Source organism: Archaeoglobus veneficus SNP6 (assembly GCF_000194625.1).
Taxonomy (GTDB): Archaea; Halobacteriota; Archaeoglobi; order Archaeoglobales; family Archaeoglobaceae; genus Archaeoglobus_C; species Archaeoglobus_C veneficus.
This window is the reverse complement of the sequence record NC_015320.1, coordinates 966,069-991,164: the sequence shown is the minus strand read 5'-3', so window position 1 is coordinate 991,164 and position 25,096 is coordinate 966,069. Positions and strand designations below refer to the sequence as shown.

Sequence of the window (25,096 nt, the reverse complement as noted above, 5' to 3'; positions counted from 1 at the left end):
TATATCCCCCCACAAAAATTTTCAGCCATGTATGACCTGTGCATAAGCAACGGCCTCTGTTTTATCAACAACGAGTTCATTGAAGCTAACATTGGTATTGAAGGTAACAGAATAGCTTACGTTGGAAAAGAAGACGTAAAGGGTGAGTTCGAGATCGATGCAGGCGGGAAGCTCGTGATGCCCGGCCTGTTCAACGCCCACACCCACCTCGCGATGACACTCCTGAGGGGGTACGTTGAAGACATGCCCCTCATGGACTGGCTCAGCAGGGTCTGGCAGGTTGAAGCGAAGCTAAGCGAAGAAGATGTTTACTGGGGATCCATGCTCGGAATTCTCGAGATGATAAAGTCCGGAACGACAGCTTTCGCTGACATGTACTTCCACATGGATGAAGTTGCAAAAGCTGTCGGAGAGACGGGAATCAGGGCTGTGCTGAGCTACGGGATGATCGAAAGTGGAGATGATGAGAAAGGAGAAAAAGAGTTGAAAATAGGAACTGAATTTGTAAAAGACTGGGACGGAGCATTTAACGGAAGAATCAAGGCCATCTTCGGCCCCCACGCCCCGTACACGTGCTCGCCGGAGTTTCTGCTGAAGGTGAAGGAGAGGGCTGAGGAACTCGACACGCTCATCCACATACACGTTGCTGAGACGAGGCAGGAGTTTGAGGATATCAAAAAGAGGTACGGAAAAACACCAGTAAGACTGCTCGACGATATTGGCTTCCTATCAAAGAGAGTCATAGTGGCTCACGGGGTGTGGGTTGAAGACGACGAGATATCCATTCTGAAGGAAAGGGGTGTGAGCGTCGTTCACAACCCAGCGAGCAATCTGAAGCTTGCGGCAGGCATTGCGAGGGTTACGGACATGCTGAACGCCGGTGTGAACGTTTGCCTCGGTACAGATGGAGCGGCGAGCAACAACACGTACAACCTCTTCGAGGAGATAAAACTCGCCTCACTGCTTCAAAAAGTCGCAACCGGGAGAGCCGATGCGCTCAAGGCGAGCGATGTTCTAACTATGGCCACGAGGAACGGATACAGAGCCTACGGGCTGAACGGCGGGAAGATAGAGGAAGGGATGCTTGCAGATATCATCATGCTTGACGCAAAGAGGTGCAACTACGTGCCGTCGTACAACCCCCTCTACAGCGTGGTTTACGCGAGCTACGGCTGCGAAGTCACCCACGTAATAGTTGACGGCGAGCTAATACTCGAAGATGGCATGGTTCTCACGATGGACGAAGAGAAGGTAATAGATAAGGCTGAAAAGCTGAAAGATAAGTTTCTGGTAGCATGAGGCTCAGCGGAGATGCAGGCCAGATCTACAGGCAGATAATCAGAGAAATCCATTCGAGGGTGAGATTAGATGGAGCCAAGCTTCCGCTGAAGCCGAAAAGCAGCAGGGAAGAGATAGAAAGAATGCGAGAAAAGCTCAGAGCTTTCACACCCCACGACATCCCGGCGAACATAAAGCCGCTGAAGGTTAAGAAGGAGTACTTAAACGACAGAATTCTGTTCGTCAGAGAAGAGGACATTGATAAGGTTGCGAAGCTCAACCTTTGCAAGATCGACGCGGGAGAGCCGGGCCTCAGGATTGGTAGAGAGTTTTTCGAGCTGGAAACGGATGAAAAGTCAAATACCGCGCTGGAGGTAATCGTAGCTCCCGAGATATACGTTAAGGCAGTATACGAGAACCTCGAAAACCTTAAGGCGCTCGCAGACCTCATGCTGAAGGCCTTCGGGAGCAGCGTCGTTCCCGAAGTTCTCAGCGAGGTTGAGAAGATTGCACCTCTCATGGAGAGGGCAAGGCTTGCGGGAAGGATTGAGGAAATTGTTGCCGAGGAAGCGCTCAGGCTCAACAGGAGGATAGAGGAGAAAATTTCGGAACTTGAGGTGACGATTAAAGGGGAAAGAATCCTCGAACTGATGAGGGGCAGAGTCCCCGAAATCGAGGAACTCGAGAGCTTTATCGCCGAAGAGGTAATCGAAAGCGAGAGGAAGATCGAGGAAATTACGGGCATCAATGCGGAAATCTTCTCCCGCAGCTACCCCGTCGAGGTTAACACCGTAGCCGTTGACAGAATAAAAGCTGAGATAGAGGAAGAGGCCATTATCGAGCTATATAAAGCCTGCAGGCCGGTGGCAGAGAAAATATTCAGGCTTCTGCCCGAGATAAACAGGGAGGTCGAGAAGGCCTACGAGCTTGAGTTTCTGAGAGCTGTTAAGGAATTCTGCAGCGGTTTCGTATTTCCTGAGTTCTCAGACTGCATAGCCTTCGTTAACGGCAAGCACCTGTTTATCCCCAATCCGCAGCCTGTCAGCTACGCTGTCGGTAATTCGGAGATTGCAAGCGGAAAAATAGCCATTCTCACGGGGGCGAACAGCGGTGGCAAGACATCGCTCCTCGAACTCATCGCCCAGATGCAGATAATGGCCCAGATGGGGCTGCCCGTGAACGCCGAGATGGCGTGGACAGATGTGGTTGACGAGCTTTTCTTTTTCAAGAGAAAGAGAGGAGTTCAGGGAGCTGGAGCGTTCGAGAGTGCTGTTAGGGCTTTTACGAGGGCTCTGCTCGGAAAGGGAAGGAAGCTCGTGCTTATTGACGAGTTCGAAGCAATTACCGAGCCCGGGGCTGCAGTCAGAATAATAGCCGAATTTCTGCGAATAGCGCATGAAAAGGACCACTACGTCGTGATAGTGTCCCACCTCGGCAAGGAATTGAGCGAGATGCTTCCGTTCGCGAGGGTTGACGGAATAGAGGCGAAAGGGCTGGACGAAAACTTCAACCTGATAGTTGACAGACAACCTAAATTCGGCAGAATCGGCAGGAGCACGCCAGAGCTAATCCTCGAAAAGCTCTACAGAAAAGCAAAAGGAGAGGAGAAGGACGTGCTCGAGAGGGTTTGCAGGAGTGTCAGGGATTAAACTCCAGAACCCTGCATCTCCTTCGCAATAATTTCGATGTCTTCCCTCGCCCTCTCTATGCTGTACTTAATTTCATCCTTCGTCGATTCAGGCAGTTCGAACTGAATCTCCTCAATCGTCTTCTCTATCGCCTCGCTGACTTTCTTTTCGGTGTCCTTCAGAAGCTGAATCACGAGGTTGTAGTGCTCCTGAAGCTGGCTCAGCGCGTAAACCTTGAGCTTCTTCAGGCAGTCCTCCGCCTCCTCCTCCGTCATGCCGCCCGCCATGAATACGTGGACAATATACTCGGAGTCCATTCTGAAAATCTCAGCAACTCTTTCAGGATCCCTGAGGTCTTTCGAAACCCTCTTTATGTCGTCCATTGCCTCGTCCACAGTCTTGGCGAGTTCCATACAGTATTTCATGAGTTCTCCAACTTTCTCGAGATACGTATTTCTGTATGACAAGGCCATGCAGTACTGCTGCGCTGACAGGACTTAAGCTTTTTTAAAATAGCATAGCCTCCCGTGCCGGGAATAGCAAGAATTTTAAAAGACTGTGCAGAAGGTACAGCATGCTGAAAGATGTTCTCAAAGAATCGGGTAGAGTTTTTCTCCTCGGAAATGAAGCTATTGCGAGAGGTGCGCTTGAAGCAGGAATTGACGTTTTTGCAGCTTATCCCGGTACACCTTCATCAGAAATAGGCGACACGCTGAGCAAAGCTTGCGAGATGCTCAAGGGAAAGCTCGACTTCGTAATGGAGTACTCGGCCAACGAAAAGGTTGCTGTAGAGGTTGCGATGGCTGCCTCGCTTGCAGGAAAGCGCAGCATGGCAGCGATGAAGCACGTTGGTGTTAATGTTGCGGCCGATACGCTCTTCAGTTTCGCATACATCGGGGCGAGAGGCGGTTTCGTGCTCGTTACCGCTGACGATCCAAGCATGCACAGCAGTCAGAACGAGCAGGACAACAGATGGTACGGCAAGACAGCAAACCTGCCCGTAATAGAGCCATCGAGCGTTCAGGAAGCAAAGGATTTTGCCAGGTTCTGTTTCGAGCTTTCAGAGCGCTTTAACATTCCTGTGATTCTGAGAACGTACACAAGGCTGAGCCATGCGAGCAGCGTTGTTGAACTATCTCCTCTGCCAGAAAAGTCCTTCGAGAAGGTGGAGTGGAAGAAGAACCCGCAGAGAGACGTTATCCTGCCAGCCCACGCGAGGAGACTGAAGATTGAGCTCCTGGACAAGATGGAGAAGATCAGGAAGTACTTCTCGAGGTGGGACGGAAACTGGATAGAGGATGGCGAGGGCAACATAGGTGTCATTGCGTGCGGACTGAGCTACGCTTACGCAAAGGAAGCAATGGAGAGGCTTGGTGTAAATCTGCCGGTCTTAAAGCTCTCATCCATGTATCCCGTTCCGGATGAGCTGATAGAGGAGTTCGCCTCCCAGCTCGACGGCGTCATCATAGTCGAGGAGGTTGACCCCTTCATCGAGCTGCACGTTAGAGCTATCCTACCCGGTCTAAAGGTCTACGGGAAGACGAACGGCTTTTTCCCCATGAGTTACGAGTACAACGTGGCAGTAGTTGAAAAGGGGATCGCAAAGGCTCTCGGCATTAAGCCGAGCATGGACTACGATGCAATTCTTGAAAGGGGCAGAGAGCTCGCGTCCCTTGCTCCTCCTCGCCCCCCGGTATTCTGCCCCGGCTGCCCCCATGCAGCGACGTTCTACGCGATAAGGAAGGTTGTAAACGCTGCCGGCAACGCTGCACTGCCAGGCGATATAGGCTGCTACACCCTCGGAATAAACAGACCCTTCGAGGGGGTTGACACCTGCGTATGCATGGGTGCGAGTGTCGGCATTGCGTGCGGACTGAGCTATGTCATAAAGGATCCCATAATCGCAACCATTGGCGATTCTACGTTCTTCCACGCTGGATTGCCTGCCCTCGTAAATGCAGTGCATAACGGCAGAAAGTTCGTGCTTGTTGTTCTCGACAACTCGACGACGGGCATGACCGGCCACCAGCCTCATCCGGGAGTTAGCAGTGCGGGATGTGGCATAGAAGGAAAGGCGGTAAGCATAGAAGACGTGGCGAGAGGAATGGGTGTGGAGTTCGTAGAGGTCGTTAATTCTTACAACATTGGAAAGCTCGTCGAGACGCTTGAAAAAGCGCTGAAGCATGATGGCGTTGCTGTCGTCGTTTCCCGCCAGAAGTGCGCCATACTGCGGAGAAGAGAGCTTAAGGCGAAGGGCAAGAAAGTAAGGCCTTTCACTGTAACCGATGACTGCAACCTCTGCATGAAGTGCGTTACCGAGTTCGCGTGTCCGGCTTTATACGTAATCAACGGAAAGCCGGTAATCGATGCGGCGCTATGCATCGCGTGCGGGGTTTGCAGCAGAATCTGCCCGGAAAAGGCAATAAAACCCGCGAAATAACTTTATTTTTCATCTCTTTTAATCGACTCAATAGCTTCCTTCAGCTTGTCGTACGTCTCCTCCAGAGCCTCCGGCACCACCTGAACGTCAGCAAACACTGGCATGAAGCTCGTGTCGCCGTTCCATCGCGGAACAACATGGAAGTGCAGGTGTGCTTCCATCCCCGCCCCCGCAACCTTTCCGATGTTCAGACCAACGTTGAAGCCGTCGGGGTTCATCGCCCTCCTGATCGCCTCTATGATTAAGTCGATGTTCTCGATTAGTTCGACTTTCTCATCCATCTCCAGCTCGCTAAGCTCTGCAACGTGCCTGTAGGGCGAAACGAGAACGTGACCGGGATTGTAGGGATAGCGGTTCATCATTATGAACGTCTTCTTCCCTCTGTACAGTATCAGGTTCTCCTTATCCCTGTCCTGCTTAGGAAAATCGCAGAATATGCAGCCCTCGTACTTCGGGGCAAGAATGTACCTGATTCTCCAGGGCGCGAAGAGTCGCTCCATGCTGCCGGATTCGTTTGCAGAGCTTTAACTTTTCGTTTCATTGCTTGCTGCCAGTTACATGTGAAATGCAAAATTCAGAGGTCTGAAAAGCAGATAGCACAAAACATATTTAAGTTAATTTGAAGCAAGTTGAAGCAGCATGGACGCTAAAAGCCAGGGTGTAAGCGAGGGTGTGGAGAACAGCGTCAAGGAGCTTCTCGGTGGTCTCGATTTCGAGACGACTGCTGAGATCGAGGTACCTGAAAGGCTCATAGACCAGGTTATCGGCCAGGATCATGCAGTAGAGGCGATAAAGAAGGCTGCAGTGCAGAAAAGACACGTAATGCTCATCGGCTCTCCCGGAACGGGTAAATCCATGCTCGCAAAGGCCATGGCCGAATTGCTCCCGAAGGAGGAGCTCGAGGATATACTCGTTTATCCAAATCCTGAGGATCCAAACCAGCCGAAAATAAGGACTGTTCCGGCGGGGAAGGGTAAGGAGATCGTTGAGGCTTACAAGCAGGAGGCTCTGAAGAAGGCTCAGGCGAGGAACTTCTTCCTCTTCATGCTCGTGTTCTTCATCGTCGGCTATGCAGCCATCGAGGGGCAGATAATCTGGGGTATAATCGCCGCTGCGATGCTATTCCTTGTTGCGAGGTACATGCTGCCGAAGGAGGAGAGGAACGTTCCGAAGCTCCTCGTCAACAACGCAGAGCGCAAAACTGCTCCGTTCGAAGATGCTACGGGAGCACATGCAGGAGCACTGTTCGGCGACGTCAGGCACGACCCGTTCCAGAGCGGTGGCCTCGAAACACCTGCCCACGAGAGAGTAGAAGCGGGAGCAATCCACAGAGCCCACAGAGGTGTGCTCTACATCGACGAGATAAACACCCTAACCATCGAATCGCAGCAGAAGCTGCTTACAGCGCTGCAGGAAAAGAAGTTCCCGATTACAGGTCAGTCAGAGCGGTCGAGCGGAGCGATGGTCAGAACAGAGCCAGTACCATGTGACTTCGTTCTTGTCGCTGCAGGCAACCTCGACGCACTGATGGGAATGCATCCTGCGTTGAGGAGCAGAATAGAGGGCTACGGATACGAAATATACATGAACGACTCCATGGAGGACACACCTGAGAACAGAAGAAAGCTCGTTCGCTTCGTTGCGCAGGAGGTCAGGAGAGACGGAAAAATACCGCACTTCGACAGGTATGCGGTTGCGGAGATTATCAAGGAGGCAAAAAGAAGGGCTGGAAGGAGATACCACCTGACGCTGAGGCTGAGAGAACTTGGAGGACTTGTGAGAACTGCAGGCGACATAGCCAAAGGCGAGGGTGCAAGCGTGGTAAGACTCGAGCACGTGCTGGCAGCGAAGAAGATTGCAAGGACCATTGAGGAGCAGCTTGCAGACAAGTACCTCGAACGCAGAAAGGACTACAGACTGTTCACGACAGAGGGGGCAGAAGTTGGCAAGGTGAACGGTCTCGCAGTAATAGGCGAGTCTGCGGGCATAGTCCTGCCCATAATCGCCGAAGTTACGCCGGCAATAAGCAAGGAAGAGGGCAGAGTCATAGCTACGGGCAGACTGCAGGAAATCGCCATGGAGGCAGTCATGAACGTTTCAGCAATCATAAAGAAATTCACGGGAAGAGACATATCAAACAAGGACGTCCACATCCAGTTCGTTGGAACGTACGAGGGTGTAGAGGGTGACTCGGCAAGTATAAGTATCGCAACGGCAGTCATTTCGGCAATAGAGGGTATTCCAGTCGATCAGAGCGTTGCGATGACTGGTAGCCTGTCGGTTAAGGGCGAGGTTCTGCCGGTTGGAGGAGTAACCCAGAAAATTGAGGCAGCAATTCAGGCGGGACTGAAGAAGGTGATTATCCCGAAGGACAACCTCGACGACGTTATGCTGGATGCCGCGCACGAGGGTAAGATAGAGATCATACCTGTTTCGAGGATAGATGAGGTGCTCGAACACGCTCTTGTGGGCGACGGAAAGGAGAAGCTCATAGGCAAACTCAGGCAGATTGCCCGTGTCTGACTTTTGTTTTTATTCTATTCTTCCTCGCTAAGCTCTCTGAGCATTCTCTCGAGGCAAAACAGGAAGAGCTGGGTGTCAGCGGTGAAGTGTTAAAGGATGACGAAAGCTGATGATGCTCGGAATTGAGTAGTTGAAGCAGTTTTTTAGAGAGAAATAATGAGAAAGAATCCAAGACCATACAAAATTAAAAACTTTAAATACTCTCAAACATTCTCGCATCTGGTGATTGTGTGACTAAAACAAAAGAGGCAAAGGAAAAAGGGAGAATTGAAATATCCTACGAAGAAGTAAGAACTCTTCTTGATTTGCCTCAAGAGCCTAAACTCCCGAAATATGCATCACTGTTGATTAACCTCGCAAATCGATTTTCACACGGAACAAGACCAAAAACTGTAGGCCAAATGACTGAATTAATTAAAGAATTCAAAAAAGATGGTGGCTGGACGTACGAAGAGTGGAAAGACTGGTACACTAGAAAATATCCAAATACCATTAAACTTGCAACAAATAAAGTCCATAACATGCTTGAAAATTTCAAAAAAGTATTGGATGAATTAGATGAAGAAATCGTGAGAAGGTGGGTTGAAGACTTGGTTCTCATCAAAACGTATGAAGGTCTCGTGCTGCAGGAAGCCATCTTAAAAAAGGTCGCAGAAGAACTTAATTCAACTTACAGACTTGCCACGCCTGACGAAGAATCAAAAGGTATCGACGGAGTACTGATCATCGACAATAAAGAAGTTCCCGTCTCCATCAAACCAAAAACGTACTTAGATCAAGAACAACACCTGACAGAAGAGCTTAAAGGGCACTTGATTGTATACAAAAAGGTAAAGGATAAGAAAAAAATCGTAATAGACTACTCCCGCCTGCTACGATAAATAGATCCACTCTAAAGTCAGTTTCTAACCTTCTCTGATTTACTCCGATTTTTTTCTTTGTTTGTTGGCTCTAAGCTCTCATCAATTTCATAGCCTATCGAGTTTCTCTCCAGTTCGATTGCTACCTTCGTTCTTGTGCCAGTTCAAAGAAAAGGATCTAAAACCGTGTCTCCATTACCGAAAACATTCTGATTAGCCTTCGCAGTATTTCTTCAGGATATGCGGCAGTCCTCCTTGCTATTTTTGGATGTGTTTGTCTCTCCCTTTTTATATCGTCCCAAATTTGGCTGAACAACTTATCTCTTTCTTCTTTAGTGTACTTGCTTGCGTATCTTAACGGATCTTTTGGTTTAAACTTTCTCGGTTCTCCTTTTCTGAAGAATTAATATATACTCTACATCCAGTGTAACGTATGCTTTACTGCCTCTCCAATGACTTCTAAAGCTCTGATACATCGTAAACGACCATTTTATTTTCTTTAAATTCTTCAAAACTACGGACATTTTCCACAAATTTCTCTGATTTCATTGACAACGTCTTCTACATAATCTTTTGCAGCTCTTTGCCTCATATTAGCACTACCTCTTCCAAAATGCGCCTGCCTATTCTCGGTTTCAGAGTCTTCTTCATAACCAGATCGACATTGACACCCAGTATATCCGTGAGGTAATATTTCAATTCAACAAAATCGAGTAGGGTAGGAACTTCTTCAAATTCAACAAGAACATACACGTCACTCGTTTCTTTCTGCTCCCCCTAACATATGAACCAAAAATACCAATCTCCTTTACGCCGAACCTCTTTCTCAACTCGTCTTTGTGTTCTACGAGTATTTTTTAATCTCTCCTAAAGTCATCATAGGACTATCACTATATAGGAGCGTTTACTTCCAAAATAAACTTTCTGCCCTATTCTACTAATCCCTTGTATTTTGCTCAAAGTTCCACAAAAGACCTTCGCAGCCAAAGAAAGATTCAAAAAGTAAAAATCACTTCTTAGGAGGCCAGTGCTGCTCGAGCCAGCCTTTTATTCTACCGGAATCTGTCGGGCCTACGAGAACTTTCCAGCCCGTTTCATCCTCTATAGCACCCTGAAGCCTCGCCGCTAAGCCGGGGATTACGAGGTAGCGGTGGTTTACTTTTTCCGCAACGCCTGTCTTCTCCATCAGCTCCTTAACCTTCCCCGCAGTGAACTGCCCGCCGGCAACGCTCACCTCAACGCCCAGTCCACCGGTGTCGAGGACGAGCAGCCAGCCCGATATGCCTGCACTCTGCAGATCGCTTTCGACGGTGTAGTAAGTCAGGGCGAAGTTCGTCGTTATGAAGACCGGCGAGTCTTGCGTCGGGTTGTTTATCTCTCTCAGTCCCGGTTCAACCTGCACAGGTGTGCGCGGGTCAGTGTAGATGTTCGCCCTTAGGGTTATCAGGGGCATCACCGTGTACGGCTCAAGGCTGTGGAGAATCATCGCATCTCCGTACTTCACGATGAACAGAGAGGCTATTACAGTCTCCCAGTACGCTTTGCTCACTGCATCGCCCTCAACCATCCACGCGGCGATGGGTGTAATCATGATGGGGCACGCTACCTCCTTGTCATCGCCGAGAATTGCCGTTCTCCTCAGTTGAACGACCCTTTCAAAAGTTTTCCTGAGCCCCTCCCCAGCCGGCTCCGTTACGGGGTCCATAACCACCTTGACGCCTTCGGCCTTAAAGGTAGCTGCAAGGCTCTTCAGCATGTCGAGATCTGAACTCCTCACAACAACCGGAACGTTGAATTCCATGGCAAGCTCGAGGAAATCCTCCCAGTTTTCGGGAGTTGCTGCATAGACGAGAGGATTGTGTTCTGCAATGGCTTCGAGAGCTGCACGCATGCAGTTTGCATCGAAGCTGACAAGAACCACGGGCTTTCCGTAACCGGCAACTTTCTTGGCGACCTCAGCAAACCGCTCGGGATTGTTGGATGTACATCTCACAGCTATGCCGTCGAGGGTGAGGAACTTTCCGACGTAGAACTTCCTGTACTCAACGACCCTGCTGCACCGCTCATCGATTTCTTTGTCGTCCATTGTATCCCAAACGTCGAAGAAGAGGGCTGTGGGATTGAAGAACGTGAGTTCGTGCCTGTGCAGGACTTCCTTACCACCGATTTTCAGGTCTTTCCCGATTACAATCTCGTCAATTTCGGGAGAAGTCAGCTCTATGAGCTTTTCGAGATCCTGTCTCGCTTTTTCGTCCTGCTTTGCAGCCTCCACAAGGGGTTTGCAATCCTCAACCTTGGCACTTCTGTCGATAATATGGGCTGCAAAGCTCATGCACGTGTCGTAACCACACTCTTTGCAGTTGGTCTTTGGAAGGAGCTTGTAAATCTCAAGCGGGCTCTTAACCTTCATAGCTCAACACCAACCCAGTCCCCCACCTTCGTTTCGCCCTTTCTTCCTCCGAGCGTTGAAATGAGTTCTTTCAGGACGGCAACGGATGCAGGATGCATCATCATGAAGATGTCAACACCCGCAAGCGAGAGAGTTAAACCCGTAACAATCTCCCATAGCGGGCCTCTAAGCTCCCTCGGCCCCCATGGCGTGTCACCTTCGATAGGCGAGTCCTTCATCCACGCCTCTCTCGCTCCCCAGGCATTTGTTGTACCGCTCGATATTGGGAACGCGAGGTCTTCATCTCCCTTCAGGCCAGAGAGCCTTATCCTCTCCATGTTCGTGTACGCGTAATCCAAACCGTAGCCGAGGGCTGCAGTGGTGGGATCCATGACAAGGCTATCCCTCGGCAGCCCGAGGCGTTTGAGCAGGTAGCGGTTCAGGGTCTTCTGACTGTTCATGTCCATCTGAGTCCACGAAAGGACAACGTGGCCATATTCTTTGGCAGCGTTTCCAATCCTCTCCCAGTCCATGTCAAGAGTTGCGCTCGCCAGCATCACGCGCTCTCCTTCAGCAACCTCCGCAACTTTTTCAAGTACGATTGGGTCCTTCTCCTTGTTACCACTTCCTCCAACTATAATTGGTACCTTAACAGCCTGAAGTACGTCTTCGACGACCTTCACAGCCTCGCCTGGCGGTGTGTCATCGAGGAGAGGATCAGTACTGATGAGATGGATCGTAACGGCATCCGCTCCAAACTTGTTGACGACCTTCTTCGCCCATTCCGCCGGATCACTCATCACGTCTTCGTAGTGCTCCCTCACAGCCTTGGGAAGCGGAACGGGCTTGTCGAAAACGTCGATGGATATGGCCGGAAGGTTCGGCTGAGAGGCATCGAAGAGATAGAACGGCAGGCTTTTCTCCCCGCCGAGCTTAATTACCCTCTCCCTGCTGCCCCCCTCACTCCTCGTAGCTCCAAGCTGGACTTCCTGTATCTGTCCGGGATACTCTACACGAAAGGGCTCGAATCGCCTCTCTAAAAGCATTTTATGCTCTTTTGCGGGAGCAGCAGGCACTTCGACTCCGGGCAAAGACACCGGAGCGCCAAGCATGGAGAGGGCGTTCATCAGGTGTTGCATCGCGAGGTTTATCTCGTTGACCACATGGGCGAAGCCCGCCCCTTCCTCTATCTCAATTTCTATATCTCCTTCAAGCCTGAGCCCCTCGATTTCTTCGACCTCGTACTTGCTAAGGAGTTTGAAAAATTCCTCAAGAGTTAGCTTCACAGACTAACACCTCTGCAAGCTTTTCAACCTTTTTAGCAACTTCACTACTGAGCGGTACGGGAACGCCAGCAATATCGGCCTTCGTAACTTCTTCGTCAGGGGGGATGATGTCAAGGAGGCTGAATCCCTCAATTTTCGCAAATTCCTCGATTGCTTGCACCGCGCTACCTTCAACCCTGTTGGCAATAAGATATATCCTCGCCCTGAGGTTCAGCTCTTCTGCAAGCTCCCTGATTCTTTTCGCAGTCATGAGACCTTTCCTCGATGCATCGGTTACAATCAATATAATGTCCGCCCCATCTATAGTCCTTCGGCTTATGTGCTCAAGCCCCGCCTCGCAGTCAACGATGATCACATCGTAGTGTCTCATCAGCTTCCTCAGCACGGCTCTCAGCAGGTTGTTGGCGAAGCAGTAGCAACCCTCTCCTTCTGGCCTTCCCATAACCAGAAGGTCAAAGTCTTCCGCTTCGTATATTACTTCGCCATAGATTTTTCCCTCGAGCCAGCTCTCCTTGTTTATCGAAATCATGTCATCCCTGCTGTGCTGGAATATCTCCCTGATTTCGCCAAGTGTTTTGTAGCTCTCAACTCCAAGCGCCTCACCGAGATTTGCATCTGGATCTGCATCTACCGCCAGCACGCGGTACTTTTTCGCCAGCAAACGGACGAGCAGACCAGCAATCAGGGTTTTTCCGGTCCCCCCTTTTCCTGTGACGGCAATTACCACCAAGGAGACCTCTCCTACTCTTCCTCTTTCTTCTTTCTCAGGACTATCTTGTCGATGTAAATGTTTGCGTTCTTTATCACGAGTTTTATCCCCGGCGTACCTGGAGGTGTTATGCTTATGCCCGATGGTGTGAAAGAGACCTGTGGAGCTGCTGGCTTTGTCTCTTCTACTTTCATCTCTTCCTTCTCCACCTCTGCCTCCTTCTTTTCCTCAACCCAGCCTTCTGTTATCTTCGCTCCATCAACCGGCCTGACAACACCCGTAACGACCGGATGGTTTACCTTCTTGAGGAACTCCTTCAGCTCGTCAATTGTCTTTGCATCCTCCTCAGTCGCAATCTTGTCCCTAATGTCCTCTGGTATGTACTTCTCAATTCTCTGCTTGAGTTCCTTGGGCATCCACACAACCCTGTACCATCCTCCATCAGCCTGTATGAACTTCTTGCTTCTGAAGTAGCCCACACCAACGCCGAGGAACCCAACGATCTGCTTTCCTCCACCCGTCTGCCCGGCCATGGTGGAGAACGTCAGGCCGTTGGGAGCAGGCTCTCCATAGCCCCTGTGCACCCAGCCTATCCCATCGACTTCCGGCATGTAGAAGCCTATAACCTCGAAACACCCGCAGGATGTGTGCGGATACTCGAAGAAGCTGTGGAGCTTTATGCGCTCGCATTCTCCACCGCTCTCATCCTTAGCAAATTCGTTAACGCCGGTGTACTCACCGCCAATGGGGTCGATGACCTCGCCCTTGGGCACGGCTCTGTTTGGCCCCTCCGGATCGACCCTTGCTGCAGCCCTTCCATCGAACCACGTTATGGCTCCACAAAGCGACGGGCGGTCGGGACTTATTATACACACGTTGGTTGGAGCGAAGCTCTGACAGAGCGTGCACGAGTAGAACTCCTCGACATCTTCGTCATGGAGCGATTCAATTCTTGCATCTCTTTCATCGTATATCGGCATTGCGTACTCTTTCAGCAGTTTCTCGACAAGCTCTCCGTCAGTGATGTATAGTGCCTCGATCTTTTCAATAAACGGCATCTCGTTCTTGAACAGCATCATCGTCGCCTTCGCTATCTGGGTTAGACTGTTGAGTCCCTTCTTGACAGCTTCCTTGCTTATCCTAACCCAGACGTCGTATCTCTGGTTGAGGTGCATGTAGCCCTCTATGAAGTTCTGGAAGTCGTGATTTCTTCGCTCTATGATTGGTTCCAAATCAGGATCAACCTGCGAGCCCGCAACATAGTATATCATCGCGTACGGATGTGCCTTGCCCTCCTCGAGTTCGTCGAGGTCACTACCTATGAGCGTTACCTTCATGTCCTCGACTTCTTCAGGCTTTAGAGCGACTACAAGCTCGAATCCTGGCTGTTTTGGCCCTCCAAGTTCCACGTACATTTCTCCTTTCCTGATGCGCTCTCCTTCATGCATCGGAGAGATGTCGAAGGGGAAGTCCAGCTCCTCCCCCACACTCACCTTCGTCTTAACTCCTTCCGGAATCTCAATCTTCCTTCTTTCCAACGCTGCCACCTCCAAGGGCAGTAACAAACTCCTCAAGAATCTCGTGATGCAGATCAAGGGTGTTCGGGAAGCTGAACCTTGCGTGTGGCTGATAGAATGCGTCTATACTAACCGTTGTCAGCTTGGAAAAGTGTTTCAAAGCAGACAGCATTCTGGAGAGGTAGTACGGCTCGAATCCGAGGAAAAGAACGAGGTCGTACGGCTCGCCCTTAAAACCACTCCAGCTTTCGTCGAGCAAGAACTGGGTAACGTGATGCAGGGTGAAAACACACGCCTGCGGCTCAACACCCCTCTCGATTAAGGGCCTGCTCGATGCTCCCGTTGCGATAATAGCAACACCGTTCTCGTATAGTTTTACCGCATATTCAACGAGCTTTTCGTCCTCAAGTAACTTTCCTCCCGTAACCAGTACAGGGTTCTTTGCCCTGCCGACCATTTTTGCAAGTACATCTGGCTTGATCAGCTTCGCCGATCTGCTGGCCTGAATGTCGGCCGTGTTGAACAGCTTTTCAGGAGGCTTCCTAACCTTCTTTTTTGCTTCGGCCATGCGATCACCTCGCGTACTTTTCGAAGACTTCTTCAAGTATCGTCGGATTAAATCCGGAGTCGTACGGCCTTATTGGTCCTTCGAGAATCTTCTTCTTGCTCCAGTCTATCTTCCATCCGTGCTCTTCTTCGAGTATCTTGAGAAGTTCGTCCTTCATCTTCAGCGGCAGGTCTGCTTCTGTCCTCACGTAGAGGTGCCAGTCATCCGGCAGGCAGCCAAGGTACTTCTTGCTGAGTTCTATGTAGTGAGTCAGCTTGATCTGTCTGCCCATGTACGTGTCTGCAGGTCTTATGCAGAGTCTCGCAAGCTGTACGATTGCCTCCTCTTTCGTTTCCGCCACAACGAGCAGCGCATCTGGGCACGGCTCGACGTACATGCGCTGTTTCGACTTTATGTCGTAAACCCACCAGTCCTCCTTCTTCCAGACTTTACCTATGAAAGCCCTGCGGTACTTGGCAGCATGAGGCCCAACAACTGCAGGAACGCCAAGGCGGTTGAAACCTGTTGCGATGCTCGCAGCCTTCTGACTGTACGGCCCCCATGCAAGGCCGACGGCTCCAACTCTGTTGAGAATGTAGTCTGCTATCTCTGCATAGTTTGCACGCAGCGGGCGCATGGCAAAGATGTTGGCAACTTTTATCGCTGCTCCGCTTATGTGGCTGTTTGCAACACAGCTACCAACGTTTGTCAGACAGCCAGCGTCGAAAGCTCCCGGATACTTTTCGTAGAGGCTCTTACCATCCTCGTCTCTGTACATACCTAAATCCATTGCGTGACAGCCAGATGAGACAACAATGAACTTGCGTTTGAGGAATTCCTCGATTATCTCCACAATTTCGTTTCTCGCTTTTGGATAGTTGGGACAGCCTATTGGAGCAATTATTCCCGGAATCGTTCCCATAACTATTGGCTGACCAACGTTTCTGATTTCAGTGTCCTGAATTGGACCTCTTCCAGCTCTCATCTTGCCAGTCTTTCTTACAAGGCTGTCGTAGCTCGCCTTCATGATAACGTCAACTATCCTGATGTCCCTCGGACAAACCTGCTCGCATCGCCCGCATGCAATGCATGAATCCTCGACAGTCTTAAACACGCTGAAATCTCCATCTTTCGCAGCACTCATCGCCTTGTCAATCCTTAAATTGTGTGGACAGGCAAAAACACAGTTCATACAGCCCGTACATCTGTCAATCTCGGTTTTTAGCTCCTCTTCGCTCATGAAGGGCGGCTTCTTACCCTTCTTCTTTCTGATCTCCATGGCAACTCTGACGGCTATCTCGCCAACCTTGTCCGGATCGCGAATCAGCACACCCTTCGCTCTCCCACTCACGAGGTCGTTGACTATTACGTCGGGGTTTTCGTGAGTTCTGTCAGGTAGACCTCTTGCTGCGGCTTCCGATGATGCTATGACAGGAATTCCGAGCTTGGAGCATTCACGAAGGGTGTCTGCTCTTATACACTGCTCGTCTGTAACAACCACATCGGGAATGCCTGACCTTATCGCTCTCAGTTCGTAGCTCAGCGTTCCAACTATCTTGGCCTTGGGGTCGTAGCGAGTCGTGTCGATGGCTGTACAGCACAGGCCAGCGATTTCAACCTCATCCTCGAGTCCGTGCTCCCTCAGATAATCATCTATGTTCCTCGCAGGAAGAATGTTGTGTCCTATGACGAGAATTACCGGTTTTTCTGTCTCAAGCACACCAAAGCCGATGTCAATTAACGGCGCATTGGGGTCGCCGAGAGGATAGTTGAATGCTACAACCTGTGCGATGTCTGCAACTTCCATGGCAACGTGGTCAAGCATGCCCACATGCATTGCTTTTGACTCGTAGTCGAGGTGGTCTTCTTCTTGTCCAGTATGCGTCGTATGAAGAATTCTGACAAGGTCCTGTTCCACATAGTCGAGAACTTTTTCGAGGTCACCCAGTTTCTTGGGCTTGATTCCGAATACAAGCCTGATGTTCGGTGCCTCGACGTTTATATCGCCCCCAAGATCGATTGGATAATCATGACCAAACTTCTCGATGAGGTAGTGGACGAGGTGTCTGGCGTGTGCTGTGTGGGATGAAGCACCTATGAGGCACGCAAGGGTTACAAGCCTCGCTTTCTGGGTCTTCAAATCGATTCCACAAGCACCCTCCTTGTTCTGCGAAAGCTCACACGGCCCCATTGTGCAAAGGTTACAGAAATCCTGCATCGGTGCGTAAATTGGCTCGTAGCGCTCGAGTAGTCTGCGATCCCAGTGCCTTAAGTCGAGAATGTGGGGTTTTGGTGTGGGACCAAGGGGCTCCCACTCCTTCTCTTTCTCCTCCTCTTCATCAATAATCCTGCCGATTTTTATGCTTACATTCCTCATCTCATCCAGTACGAATATACCTTCTCTGAGTTCGAGATCCATCTCTTCCCCTCCAAACCTGAATATTATTAATTTAGCCCAAAGTTATATTCTACACTATCCATCACGCGTTTGCTCTTCTCTAACACATCGGCTTTTTAAAATTATCGGTATTTATAATTGAGTTATTACTCTATTGCATTTTAGTACTAAAAAAGTGTTACAAATTTTTAAAAACGTGTACATTGAATCCCTCCACGCCTATAGATGCCCCAACGAGCCGGGTGAAAGGATATACAGGCACAACCGTTTTTGTCTGCACAACTTCAAGAGAGAACTGGCACAGCGGGCAGAGTGTCGCGATGCATTCTGCCCCAGCTTTTTTTGCCTTTCTGATTATTTCAAGAGACATGGATCGGTGGATGGCCGAATTTTGAAGTAACAGTGTTGCACCACAGCAATCTGTCTTTGCAGGAAAGTCCACAACATGATAGCCGATGCCTTCGAGCAATTCCTCGAAAATTGAGGGATTCTCGGGGTCGTCGATGCCAGATATCTCTGGCGGGCGGAGAAGCTGGCATCCATAGTAGGGCGCAACTCTCATGCTGGGTTCGAATTTAACATCTTTTTCTGGCTTCGCTTCGACTACAGCCTCAATTATGTGAAAAACATTCGTTTTTCCACAATAACTTCTCCCAATTTTCGCCAAAATGCTGTTTATTCTCTCAAGCTCTGTATTGAGCATTGAGTTCGCCTTCTTCATGTTGAGGTAGCACGCCGGGCACAGAGTAAGCACGTCAAGACCAAGAGATTCGGCTATTGCGAGATTTCTCGCATTCAGAGCTAACCAGATGTCTTTACTGTACTCCTCGATTACGTGTGTGCCGCAGCAGTTGGCATTGAAGTCAACAAGTTCAATTCCGAGTTTTTCAGCCACAACCCTTGCCGACAGATCGTATTCTACAGCACTCTGCTTCGACGAACACCCCGGAAAATAAGCAAACTTACGCATTCCCAACCACCTCGAATATTCGCCTAACCTCGCTGGCGCATTCGGATTTTACAGGCAGTGACACCCGTCTCATCCTGAGGGCAGCAAGGATTAGCGAGATGTCCATAATCTTCCCGGATCTCAGTAACCTCATAAAGAGGGCTGCTTCATCCAGCTCACCGTAGTTTTTCACAACGTCAACGAAAGCTCGAACGTACGCCGGGTAGCTTCCTTCCTTTACATCTCTGCTCCTGAATTCCGCCAGCACTTCGTACGGCTTGACATCTTTCGGACACCTGTAGCACTTGAAACACGTTGCACAAAGCCAGCTAAGTTTTCCATCCGGTTCGAGCATCAGCTTCCTTGGATTGAACTCTGCATGTCTCGCAACCGGACAGTCAGCCGTGCACGTCCCGCACTGGTAGCAGGTACCCATGCAGCGCCGAACCGTGCTGCGTAATTTAACACTATCTATCATTTTAGTGACAATAGATATGAATTGTAGCAATTTTTGTTACTAAAATCCAAAATTCGACATACGTCGTGGCAAAAATTAAATACTGGACACGATTCCACATGCTTGATGATGATGAATTTAAGGGTCCACGCATCCTTTGATGGCGGTCTGTATAAAATAATTAGGGAAGGTGTGGGCAAGAGAGTTCTCGTTTACAATGTCCAGAGATGTGTTGGCTGCGAGTTGTGCAGCACTGCCTGCCCGAAAAATGCAATAAAACTCAACCCACCCGCATCGGTAAAGCTCGGGTATCCACCCGTGGTAATAGATGCTGAAACATGCATTCTCTGCGGGATATGCAGCGAGGTCTGTCTTCTTAACGCCATAAACGTGTATGCTGGTGATAAACCCACCAGACTGTACAGCCCCAAGTATCGAGCAATATTTCTCGCTGATCTGAACAAATGTCCACCGCAGTGTACTGTCTGTAAAGATTCGTGCCCGAGAAATGCAATAATGCTCGGCGGAAGGATGAGGGACGACGAACTGTGCATTTACTGTGGTGCTTGCAGCAAAGCTTGCCCGGAGGAGGCAATATACGTCGAAAAGCCGTTTTCGGGCAGTGTAATCGTTAACGATGATGCCTGTCAGGGTTGTGGAGTCTGCTGCGAGATATGTCCTTCTATGGCAATATCCCTCCAGGACCCAAGCAAATCGGTGGAAATTGACGAAGACAGGTGCATTTACTGTGGGGCGTGCAGCAATGCCTGTCCGACAAATGCCATAGAGGTTGTCAGGACAGACGTGAGAATTGAAGCCGTTAGAAGGACTGCCTGGAGTCTCCAGCACGAAATAGCTTTTAAAAAGCTCGTTCGAGGTGAAAACTCTTGATTGAGCTCATATATTACGAGGAAAGATGCACGGGCTGCGGCAATTGTGCGGTTGCATGCCCCCTTAACGTTCCGTCGGGCGTTCTCAGGATAGTGGGGGGCAGGCTAAAGCCAGACATCAGATGCGAGGGGTGCGGAGTGTGCATCTCTGCATGTCCCTTTAACGCACTGGAGCTTAAACTCCCTGGCTTCAAGAGCTTCGAGAAGTATGTATCCCTTTCCGCCAGCGGGAACGAAGTAGAAGTCAATACCGGAGGTAGTCCGGGGAAGGCAGAGAAGACGAAGAAAGTCACAAGAGTCGGGTCATCGTACCCTGACTACTTCTCGGAGTGGTTCTCTACAGGCCTTCTCAGGCGTGTCTTCGAGGCAGACGGCTTTAACGTGGACATCCCTGAGCTCATTAAGAGGTTCGAGAAAGCAGGAAGTATCTTTCCCCTGCTAAAAGACCTGGTAATAGACAAAAAGCTCTGCTCGCTGTGCGGAGCATGCATCGCGTCCTGTCCAGAAGATGCACTGGAAATGGACGGTTATCCTCACCTTGTTGACGAATGCAAGAACTGCGCCTCATGCCTGCTGAAGTGCCCCAAGACAGATTTCTTTACCTTAGAAAGTGAAGGAGACATCGGGCCTTACAGGCAGATTCTTTCGGCAAAGAGTACCAGAATAGACGCCGTTGCTGCAGGAAGTGGAGCGGCAACGTCTTTACTGATTTACGCTATGGAAGCTGAATTAATCGACTGTGCAATAGTCGTCGGAAAGAAGCCTTTCATCGCGACAAAACCACACGAGCTTACGAAAGCAGCAGGAATAAAGTTCGCTGTTGCGCCAACCCTTGCCCTGCTAAAAGATGCCGTGAAGAGGGGCTTCAGGAAGATAGCAGTCGTTGGCGTTCCCTGCCATGTCACCGCTGCGAGAAAGATGCAGAAGCTCGGATGTGACGAGATAAAGCTCATTTTCGGTGTGTTCTGTCCCCGGGGTAACCATCCGGAAAAAGATGCAGTTGCCTGCAGGGAGTGCGAAGATCTGACAGCTGAACATGCTGACGTTTCCTTCGGAAACACCGGTTCTCCGAAGGGCTGGAGAACTATAATCGTGAGGACTGAAATCGGCGAGAAAATCGTCAGCGGAGCGATTTCGAAGGGATACATCCAGATGGGGAGGTGCGATGTTGAGAAGGTTGTGAGTATGGCAAAGAGGAAGAGGGGCAAGGCATGAGGATCGGAGTTTTCGTCTGCCACTGTGGGAGAAACATAGCCGGCGTCGTTGATATTGACGAGGTTGTCAGCTACGCTTCGAGCCTCGATAATGTCGTCATTGCGAAGGATGACAGGTATCTCTGCTCAAGTTCTGGCCAGCAGGAGGTTGCAAACGCAATAAAAGAGTACAACCTCGATGCAGTTGTTATCGCTGCCTGCAGTCCGAGAATGCACGAACAGCTCTTCAGGAAGACGATAGAGGAGGCGGGTATCAACCCGTACATGCTCGAGGTTGCAAACATCAGAGAGCAGTGCTCGTGGGTACACACAGCAGGAGAAGCTACGCAGAAGGCAAAGGCCCTTGTGAGGATGGCTGTTGCAAAGGCAAAACACCTCAAGCCCCTCGAGAAGATACAGATAGAGATAACGCCGAAGGTTCTCGTGATAGGTGGAGGTGTTGCAGGTATTCAGGCATCTCTTGATCTTGCTGAGCAGGGTTTCGAAGTTTACCTTGTTGAAAAACAACCAAGCATAGGCGGTCACATGGCAATGCTCGACAAAACCTTCCCGACAATGGATTGCTCAATCTGCATCCTCGGCCCGAAGATGGTTGAGGCGTGGAGACACGAGCGCATTCACGTGTTTACTTACTCCGAAGTTGAGGAGGTAAGCGGATACGTCGGAAACTTCAAGGTCAAAATAAGAAAGAAGGCAAGGTTCGTCACCGATGCATGTACGGGCTGTGGTGTATGTGCAACGCTATGCCCCGTCGAAGTTCCAAACGAGTTTGAGATGGGGCTCGCGAACCGGAAAGCCATATACATTCCATTTCCGCAGGCCGTGCCGTTGCAATACACGATCGATGCCGAGCATTGCCTCGGCTGCGGGATGTGCAGCGATGTTTGTTCTGCAAGCGCCATCGACTTCTTCCAGCAGGACAAAATCGTGGAGATTGATGTTGGAACAATAATAGTCGCCACGGGATACGAGCTTTATGACGTGAAGAAGCTGTCTGAATACGGCTATGGAAGGTTTAAAGATGTGATTACTTCCCTCGAGTTCGAAAGGCTCGTAAACGCCGCCGGGCCTACGGGTGGTAAGATTATAAGGTTATCCGATGGGAAGGAGCCAAAAAGAATCGCATTCATCCAGTGCGTTGGCAGCAGAAGCGAGAGGGCGAAGAAATACTGTTCCGGAATTTGCTGCATGTACACGCTGAAGCACACAATGCAGATCAAGGAGAAGAACCCTGAAACTGAAGTTTACGTGTTCTACATGGATATAAGAGCCGTTGGCAAGGGATACGAAGAGTTCTACTGGAAAGCGAGGGATTCTGGGGTTAACTTCGTGAGGGGGAGACCAGCAAGGATTTATGAGGAGGATGGGAAGCTAAGGGTAGTTGCAGAAGACACGCTTCTCGGGAAACCATTGGAATACGAGTTTGATATGGTAGTGCTCGCTCCAGCCATTATTCCAGCCGAAAATGATAAACTAAGGCAGATGCTTGCAATTCCAGCAGATAAAGACGGATTTCTTATGGAAGCTCACGCCAAGCTCAGACCAGTCGAAGCTCCGATATCAGGCATATTCATTGCTGGCTGTGCCCATTCGCCCAAGGACATTCCATCGACTGTCGCGCAGGCAAGTGCTGCTGCGAGCAGAGCTGCAGCCCTTATGGCGAAGAGAAAGCTCGAAATCGATCCCATCACTGCCTACGTTATTCCAGAGCTTTGCTTCGGGTGCAATCTCTGTAAGGAGGTGTGCGACTTTAATGCAATAGATATGGCATGGGGCAAGGCGTACGTGAAGCCCAACTGCACCGGCTGCGGAGCCTGTGCTGCTGCATGCCCCACGAATGCTATGCAGATAGGTTGTTTCACCGATGTGCAGATACTTGCCCAAGTTAGCGAAGCCTTCGATTTCGATGATGAGAAGCCGAGAGTTCTCGCATTCCTGTGCAACTGGTGCAGTTATGCTGGAGCGGATGCGGCAGGACTTGCGAGGCTAAAGTATCCCGTAAATGTGAAGGCTATCAGGGTCATGTGTTCTGCAAGGGTCGATCCCGTCTTCGTCATCAAGGCGTTTCTGAGTGGGGCAGATGGTGTAATCGTTGCAGGCTGCCACCTTGGCGACTGCCACTACATGACCGGAAATTACAAGGCCAAGCGCAGGATGGAAAAGCTGCAGGCGCTGATGGAGCAGTTCGGTGTCAGGAAGGAGAGGCTGCTCCTAACCTGGATTTCTGCCAGCGAGGGTGAGAAGTTCGCGAAAGTTGTGACCGATTTTGTTGAGAAGCTGAAGTCTCTGCCCGACATCGACGATGAAATCAGAAATCTCGTCCGAATGAGCCAGGAGGTGGAGAATGAAGTTAGTCTTAAAGAACGGAATAGTTTATGACCCCATCAATGGAATAAACGGAGAAAAAATGGACATATACATTAAAGATGGAAGAATAGTTGACAGAATCTGGTTTGGAGCAAAGGTAATCGACGTCAGCAACAAACTCGTTATGCCCGGTGGCTTCGACATCCATTCGCATGTGGCTGGAGGGAAGGAGAATGCGGGAAGGATGCTCAGGCCAGAGGATAGCCTGAGGAAGGTATTTCCAAAAAACAACGGGTTGAGGAGTGGGAGCGGATACTCCGTTCCAAGCATCTTCCTGACGGGCTACGAGTACGCCAGAATGGGATACACAACTGTCATAACACCTGCGATGCCGCCACTGTTTGCAAGACACACGCATCACGAACTTAACGAGCTGCCAATCCTCGACAAAGCTGCGTTTCCTCTTTTAGATGGTAACTGGTTCGTCATGGACTGCATAGCAGAGGGAGACATCGAGATGCTGAAAAACTACGTCGCATGGCTGCTTGAGGCAACGAAGGGGTACGCAATCAAGCTCGTAAACCCGGGCGGGACTGAAGCGTGGGGATGGAGGAGGGAGATAGCCTGTCTGGATGATCCAGTTCCTCTCTTCGAGGTTACGCCGAGGGAGATAATATGCTGTATTATGAGAGTCTGTGAGGATCTGAATCTGCCTCATTCAGTCCATCTCCACTGTAACAACCTCGGTATGCCTGGAAATTACGAAACAACCCTTCAAACAATCAAAATTGCTGGCAGGATGGAGGCCGGCGATAGGCAGCTTTTACACCTGACACACGTGCAGTTCCACAGCTATGGTGGGGACTCGTGGAGGGATTTCGAGTCGAGGAGCGATGAAATTGCAAAGTACGTTGACAGGCACAGCGTTACCATTGACACAGGCAACATCATGTTCGGCGATACAACCACGATGACTGCAGACGGACCAATGGAATTTCATTTGCAGTTGCTCACAGGCAGAAAGTGGATGAACAAGGATGTCGAAGCTGAAACTGCTCCCGGTGTCACGCCAGTAACCTACAGTCCTCGTTCTGCGGTTAACGCCGTGCAGTGGGCCATAGGCCTCGAACTTGCTCTACTGGTGGATACGGAGAAAGTCATGCTAACAACAGACCATCCAAATGGCGCACCCTTTACGGCGTATCCGAAAGTTATAGCCATGCTCATGAGCAGAAAGTACAGGGAAAAGGAGATGGCAAAAGTTAACAGAGCTGTCGAGAGCAGAACCATGCTCGGAGCCATAGACAGGGAATACGATTTCTACGAGATAGCCATGGTAACGAGGAGCAATCAGGCGAAAGCCACAGGTATGCTTGACAGGGGACACCTCGGTGTGGGGGCGGTGGCGGACATCGCTGTTTACGACATCAATCCGCTTGAAGTGAATTCGTCAGACTACAGAATCATAGAAAAGGCATTTTCATCATCGTACCTGACAATAAAGGATGGAGAAATCGTTGTTAGAGATGGCGAGGTTGTGAATTCGACGTACGGCAGAACATACTGGGTGAAGACAGACTACGAGAAGTGGATTGAGAGAGAGTTAAGAAGGTATTTCGCCGAAAACTACAGTGTGTCGATGCAGAACTTTATCGTCGAAAGTGACGAATTAAGAAGGGCCGAATGCGTGTGTGCATAGCCCGA

At 50.1% G+C, this 25,096-nt stretch carries 19 protein-coding genes and 1 pseudogene; 9 read left to right on the top strand and 11 right to left on the bottom strand.

From position 1 onward, the window contains the following. The first annotated feature begins 27 nt into the window (after positions 1-27). Together ARCVE_RS05655 and ARCVE_RS05650 are read left to right on the top strand one after the other, a co-directional pair. Positions 28-1,299, top strand: a complete 1,272-nt coding sequence (locus tag ARCVE_RS05655; protein WP_013683807.1) for an amidohydrolase family protein — start codon at positions 28-30, stop codon at positions 1,297-1,299. Next, the gene (locus tag ARCVE_RS05650) at positions 1,296-2,927 is read left to right on the top strand and encodes a DNA mismatch repair protein MutS (protein WP_013683806.1); all 1,632 of its coding nucleotides are present in this window, start codon (positions 1,296-1,298) and stop codon (positions 2,925-2,927) included. The genes ARCVE_RS05655 and ARCVE_RS05650 overlap by 4 nt, the downstream gene beginning before the upstream one ends. On the opposite strand, the gene ARCVE_RS05645 is transcribed toward ARCVE_RS05650, so the two are convergent. Further along, entirely contained in the window at positions 2,924-3,379 is a 456-nt protein-coding gene (locus tag ARCVE_RS05645) for a hypothetical protein (RefSeq protein ID WP_013683805.1), read from the bottom strand. The two genes, ARCVE_RS05650 and ARCVE_RS05645, sit on opposite strands and share 4 nt — an antisense overlap. A 101-nt stretch (positions 3,380-3,480) precedes the next feature. Between ARCVE_RS05645 and iorA the strand changes: the two genes are divergently transcribed. After that, entirely contained in the window at positions 3,481-5,346 is a 1,866-nt protein-coding gene (iorA, locus tag ARCVE_RS05640) for an indolepyruvate ferredoxin oxidoreductase subunit alpha (protein WP_013683804.1), read from the top strand. A gap of 2 nt (positions 5,347-5,348) precedes the next feature. On the opposite strand, the gene ARCVE_RS05635 is transcribed toward iorA, so the two are convergent. Next, the gene (locus ARCVE_RS05635; protein WP_013683803.1) at positions 5,349-5,846 is read right to left on the bottom strand and encodes an HIT family protein; all 498 of its coding nucleotides are present in this window, start codon (positions 5,844-5,846) and stop codon (positions 5,349-5,351) included. Between the two features lie 139 nt (positions 5,847-5,985). Between ARCVE_RS05635 and lonB the strand changes: the two genes are divergently transcribed. Together lonB and ARCVE_RS05625 are read left to right on the top strand one after the other, a co-directional pair. Further along, positions 5,986-7,869 carry an ATP-dependent protease LonB gene (gene lonB, locus ARCVE_RS05630; protein WP_013683802.1) on the top strand — a complete coding sequence of 628 codons (1,884 nt, stop codon included), beginning with the start codon at positions 5,986-5,988 and terminating at the stop codon, positions 7,867-7,869. 230 nt (positions 7,870-8,099) lie between these two features. After that, a complete protein-coding gene (locus ARCVE_RS05625; RefSeq protein WP_013683801.1) occupies positions 8,100-8,750 on the top strand; it encodes an MjaI family restriction endonuclease in 651 nt (216 codons plus the stop codon). 567 nt (positions 8,751-9,317) lie between these two features. Here ARCVE_RS05625 and ARCVE_RS11745 read toward each other — a convergent pair. The 9 genes and pseudogenes from ARCVE_RS11745 to ARCVE_RS10800 all read right to left on the bottom strand — a co-directional run bounded on the left by ARCVE_RS11745 (position 9,318) and on the right by ARCVE_RS10800 (position 18,960). Next, positions 9,318-9,559 (bottom strand): annotated as a pseudogene (locus ARCVE_RS11745) (nucleotidyltransferase family protein). Between the two features lie 179 nt (positions 9,560-9,738). Beyond that, complete coding sequence (gene acsC, locus ARCVE_RS05615; protein WP_013683800.1) at positions 9,739-11,139, bottom strand: acetyl-CoA decarbonylase/synthase complex subunit gamma; 1,401 nt, start codon at positions 11,137-11,139, stop codon at positions 9,739-9,741. Beyond that, on the bottom strand, positions 11,136-12,404 hold the full coding sequence (gene cdhD / locus ARCVE_RS05610; RefSeq protein ID WP_013683799.1) for a CO dehydrogenase/acetyl-CoA synthase subunit delta: 1,269 nt from the start codon (positions 12,402-12,404) through the stop codon (positions 11,136-11,138). Before cdhD ends, acsC begins: the two co-directional genes overlap by 4 nt. Further along, complete coding sequence (locus ARCVE_RS05605) at positions 12,388-13,131, bottom strand: ATP-binding protein (RefSeq protein ID WP_013683798.1); 744 nt, start codon at positions 13,129-13,131, stop codon at positions 12,388-12,390. Before ARCVE_RS05605 ends, cdhD begins: the two co-directional genes overlap by 17 nt. A gap of 14 nt (positions 13,132-13,145) precedes the next feature. Beyond that, complete coding sequence (cdhC, locus tag ARCVE_RS05600; protein ID WP_013683797.1) at positions 13,146-14,651, bottom strand: CO dehydrogenase/CO-methylating acetyl-CoA synthase complex subunit beta; 1,506 nt, start codon at positions 14,649-14,651, stop codon at positions 13,146-13,148. Continuing rightward, the gene (gene cdhB / locus ARCVE_RS05595) at positions 14,632-15,198 is read right to left on the bottom strand and encodes a CO dehydrogenase/acetyl-CoA synthase complex subunit epsilon (RefSeq protein ID WP_013683796.1); all 567 of its coding nucleotides are present in this window, start codon (positions 15,196-15,198) and stop codon (positions 14,632-14,634) included. The genes cdhC and cdhB overlap by 20 nt, the downstream gene beginning before the upstream one ends. A gap of 4 nt (positions 15,199-15,202) precedes the next feature. After that, a complete protein-coding gene (cdhA, locus tag ARCVE_RS05590; RefSeq protein ID WP_013683795.1) occupies positions 15,203-17,596 on the bottom strand; it encodes a CO dehydrogenase/acetyl-CoA synthase complex subunit alpha in 2,394 nt (797 codons plus the stop codon). Positions 17,597-17,753: 157 nt separating this feature from the next. Further along, positions 17,754-18,545, bottom strand: coding sequence for a CoB--CoM heterodisulfide reductase iron-sulfur subunit B family protein (locus ARCVE_RS05585; protein ID WP_013683794.1), 792 nt, complete (start codon positions 18,543-18,545; stop codon positions 17,754-17,756). Beyond that, a complete protein-coding gene (locus ARCVE_RS10800) occupies positions 18,538-18,960 on the bottom strand; it encodes a 4Fe-4S dicluster domain-containing protein (protein WP_052302969.1) in 423 nt (140 codons plus the stop codon). Before ARCVE_RS10800 ends, ARCVE_RS05585 begins: the two co-directional genes overlap by 8 nt. Positions 18,961-19,107: 147 nt before the next feature. On the opposite strand from ARCVE_RS10800, the gene ARCVE_RS05575 reads away from it, so the two are divergent. Genes ARCVE_RS05575 through ARCVE_RS05560 form a run of 4 tightly spaced genes read left to right on the top strand, consistent with a single transcriptional unit; the run spans position 19,108 to position 25,091 of the window. Beyond that, positions 19,108-19,872, top strand: a complete 765-nt coding sequence (locus ARCVE_RS05575) for a 4Fe-4S binding protein (protein ID WP_013683792.1) — start codon at positions 19,108-19,110, stop codon at positions 19,870-19,872. Continuing rightward, positions 19,869-21,086 carry a Coenzyme F420 hydrogenase/dehydrogenase, beta subunit C-terminal domain gene (locus ARCVE_RS05570; protein ID WP_013683791.1) on the top strand — a complete coding sequence of 406 codons (1,218 nt, stop codon included), beginning with the start codon at positions 19,869-19,871 and terminating at the stop codon, positions 21,084-21,086. Before ARCVE_RS05575 ends, ARCVE_RS05570 begins: the two co-directional genes overlap by 4 nt. Continuing rightward, positions 21,083-23,464 (top strand): CoB-CoM heterodisulfide reductase HdrA2, encoded by a 2,382-nt coding sequence (gene hdrA2, locus ARCVE_RS05565; RefSeq protein WP_013683790.1) that lies wholly within the window; start codon positions 21,083-21,085, stop codon positions 23,462-23,464. Before ARCVE_RS05570 ends, hdrA2 begins: the two co-directional genes overlap by 4 nt. After that, complete coding sequence (locus ARCVE_RS05560) at positions 23,430-25,091, top strand: formylmethanofuran dehydrogenase subunit A (RefSeq protein ID WP_013683789.1); 1,662 nt, start codon at positions 23,430-23,432, stop codon at positions 25,089-25,091. The genes hdrA2 and ARCVE_RS05560 overlap by 35 nt, the downstream gene beginning before the upstream one ends. The last annotated feature ends 5 nt before the right edge of the window (positions 25,092-25,096 follow it).

What these genes read in the sequence shown, in the direction of transcription:
- ARCVE_RS05585 (WP_013683794.1), bottom strand. Translation starts at nt 18,545, where the DNA reads ATGCGTAAGTTTGCTTATTTTCCGGGGTGTTCGTCGAAGCAGAGTGCT.
- cdhA (WP_013683795.1), bottom strand. Translation starts at nt 17,596, where the DNA reads ATGGATCTCGAACTCAGAGAAGGTATATTCGTACTGGATGAGATGAGG.
- acsC (WP_013683800.1), bottom strand. Translation starts at nt 11,139, where the DNA reads ATGAAGGTTAAGAGCCCGCTTGAGATTTACAAGCTCCTTCCAAAGACC.
- ARCVE_RS10800 (WP_052302969.1), bottom strand. Translation starts at nt 18,960, where the DNA reads ATGGGTACCTGCTACCAGTGCGGGACGTGCACGGCTGACTGTCCGGTT.
- ARCVE_RS05575 (WP_013683792.1), top strand. Translation starts at nt 19,108, where the DNA reads ATGATGATGAATTTAAGGGTCCACGCATCCTTTGATGGCGGTCTGTAT.
- lonB (WP_013683802.1), top strand. Translation starts at nt 5,986, where the DNA reads ATGGACGCTAAAAGCCAGGGTGTAAGCGAGGGTGTGGAGAACAGCGTC.
- ARCVE_RS05655 (WP_013683807.1), top strand. Translation starts at nt 28, where the DNA reads ATGTATGACCTGTGCATAAGCAACGGCCTCTGTTTTATCAACAACGAG.
- hdrA2 (WP_013683790.1), top strand. Translation starts at nt 21,083, where the DNA reads ATGAGGATCGGAGTTTTCGTCTGCCACTGTGGGAGAAACATAGCCGGC.
- cdhB (WP_013683796.1), bottom strand. Translation starts at nt 15,198, where the DNA reads ATGGCCGAAGCAAAAAAGAAGGTTAGGAAGCCTCCTGAAAAGCTGTTC.
- ARCVE_RS05650 (WP_013683806.1), top strand. Translation starts at nt 1,296, where the DNA reads ATGAGGCTCAGCGGAGATGCAGGCCAGATCTACAGGCAGATAATCAGA.
- iorA (WP_013683804.1), top strand. Translation starts at nt 3,481, where the DNA reads ATGCTGAAAGATGTTCTCAAAGAATCGGGTAGAGTTTTTCTCCTCGGA.
- ARCVE_RS05560 (WP_013683789.1), top strand. Translation starts at nt 23,430, where the DNA reads ATGAAGTTAGTCTTAAAGAACGGAATAGTTTATGACCCCATCAATGGA.
- ARCVE_RS05645 (WP_013683805.1), bottom strand. Translation starts at nt 3,379, where the DNA reads ATGGCCTTGTCATACAGAAATACGTATCTCGAGAAAGTTGGAGAACTC.
- ARCVE_RS05635 (WP_013683803.1), bottom strand. Translation starts at nt 5,846, where the DNA reads ATGGAGCGACTCTTCGCGCCCTGGAGAATCAGGTACATTCTTGCCCCG.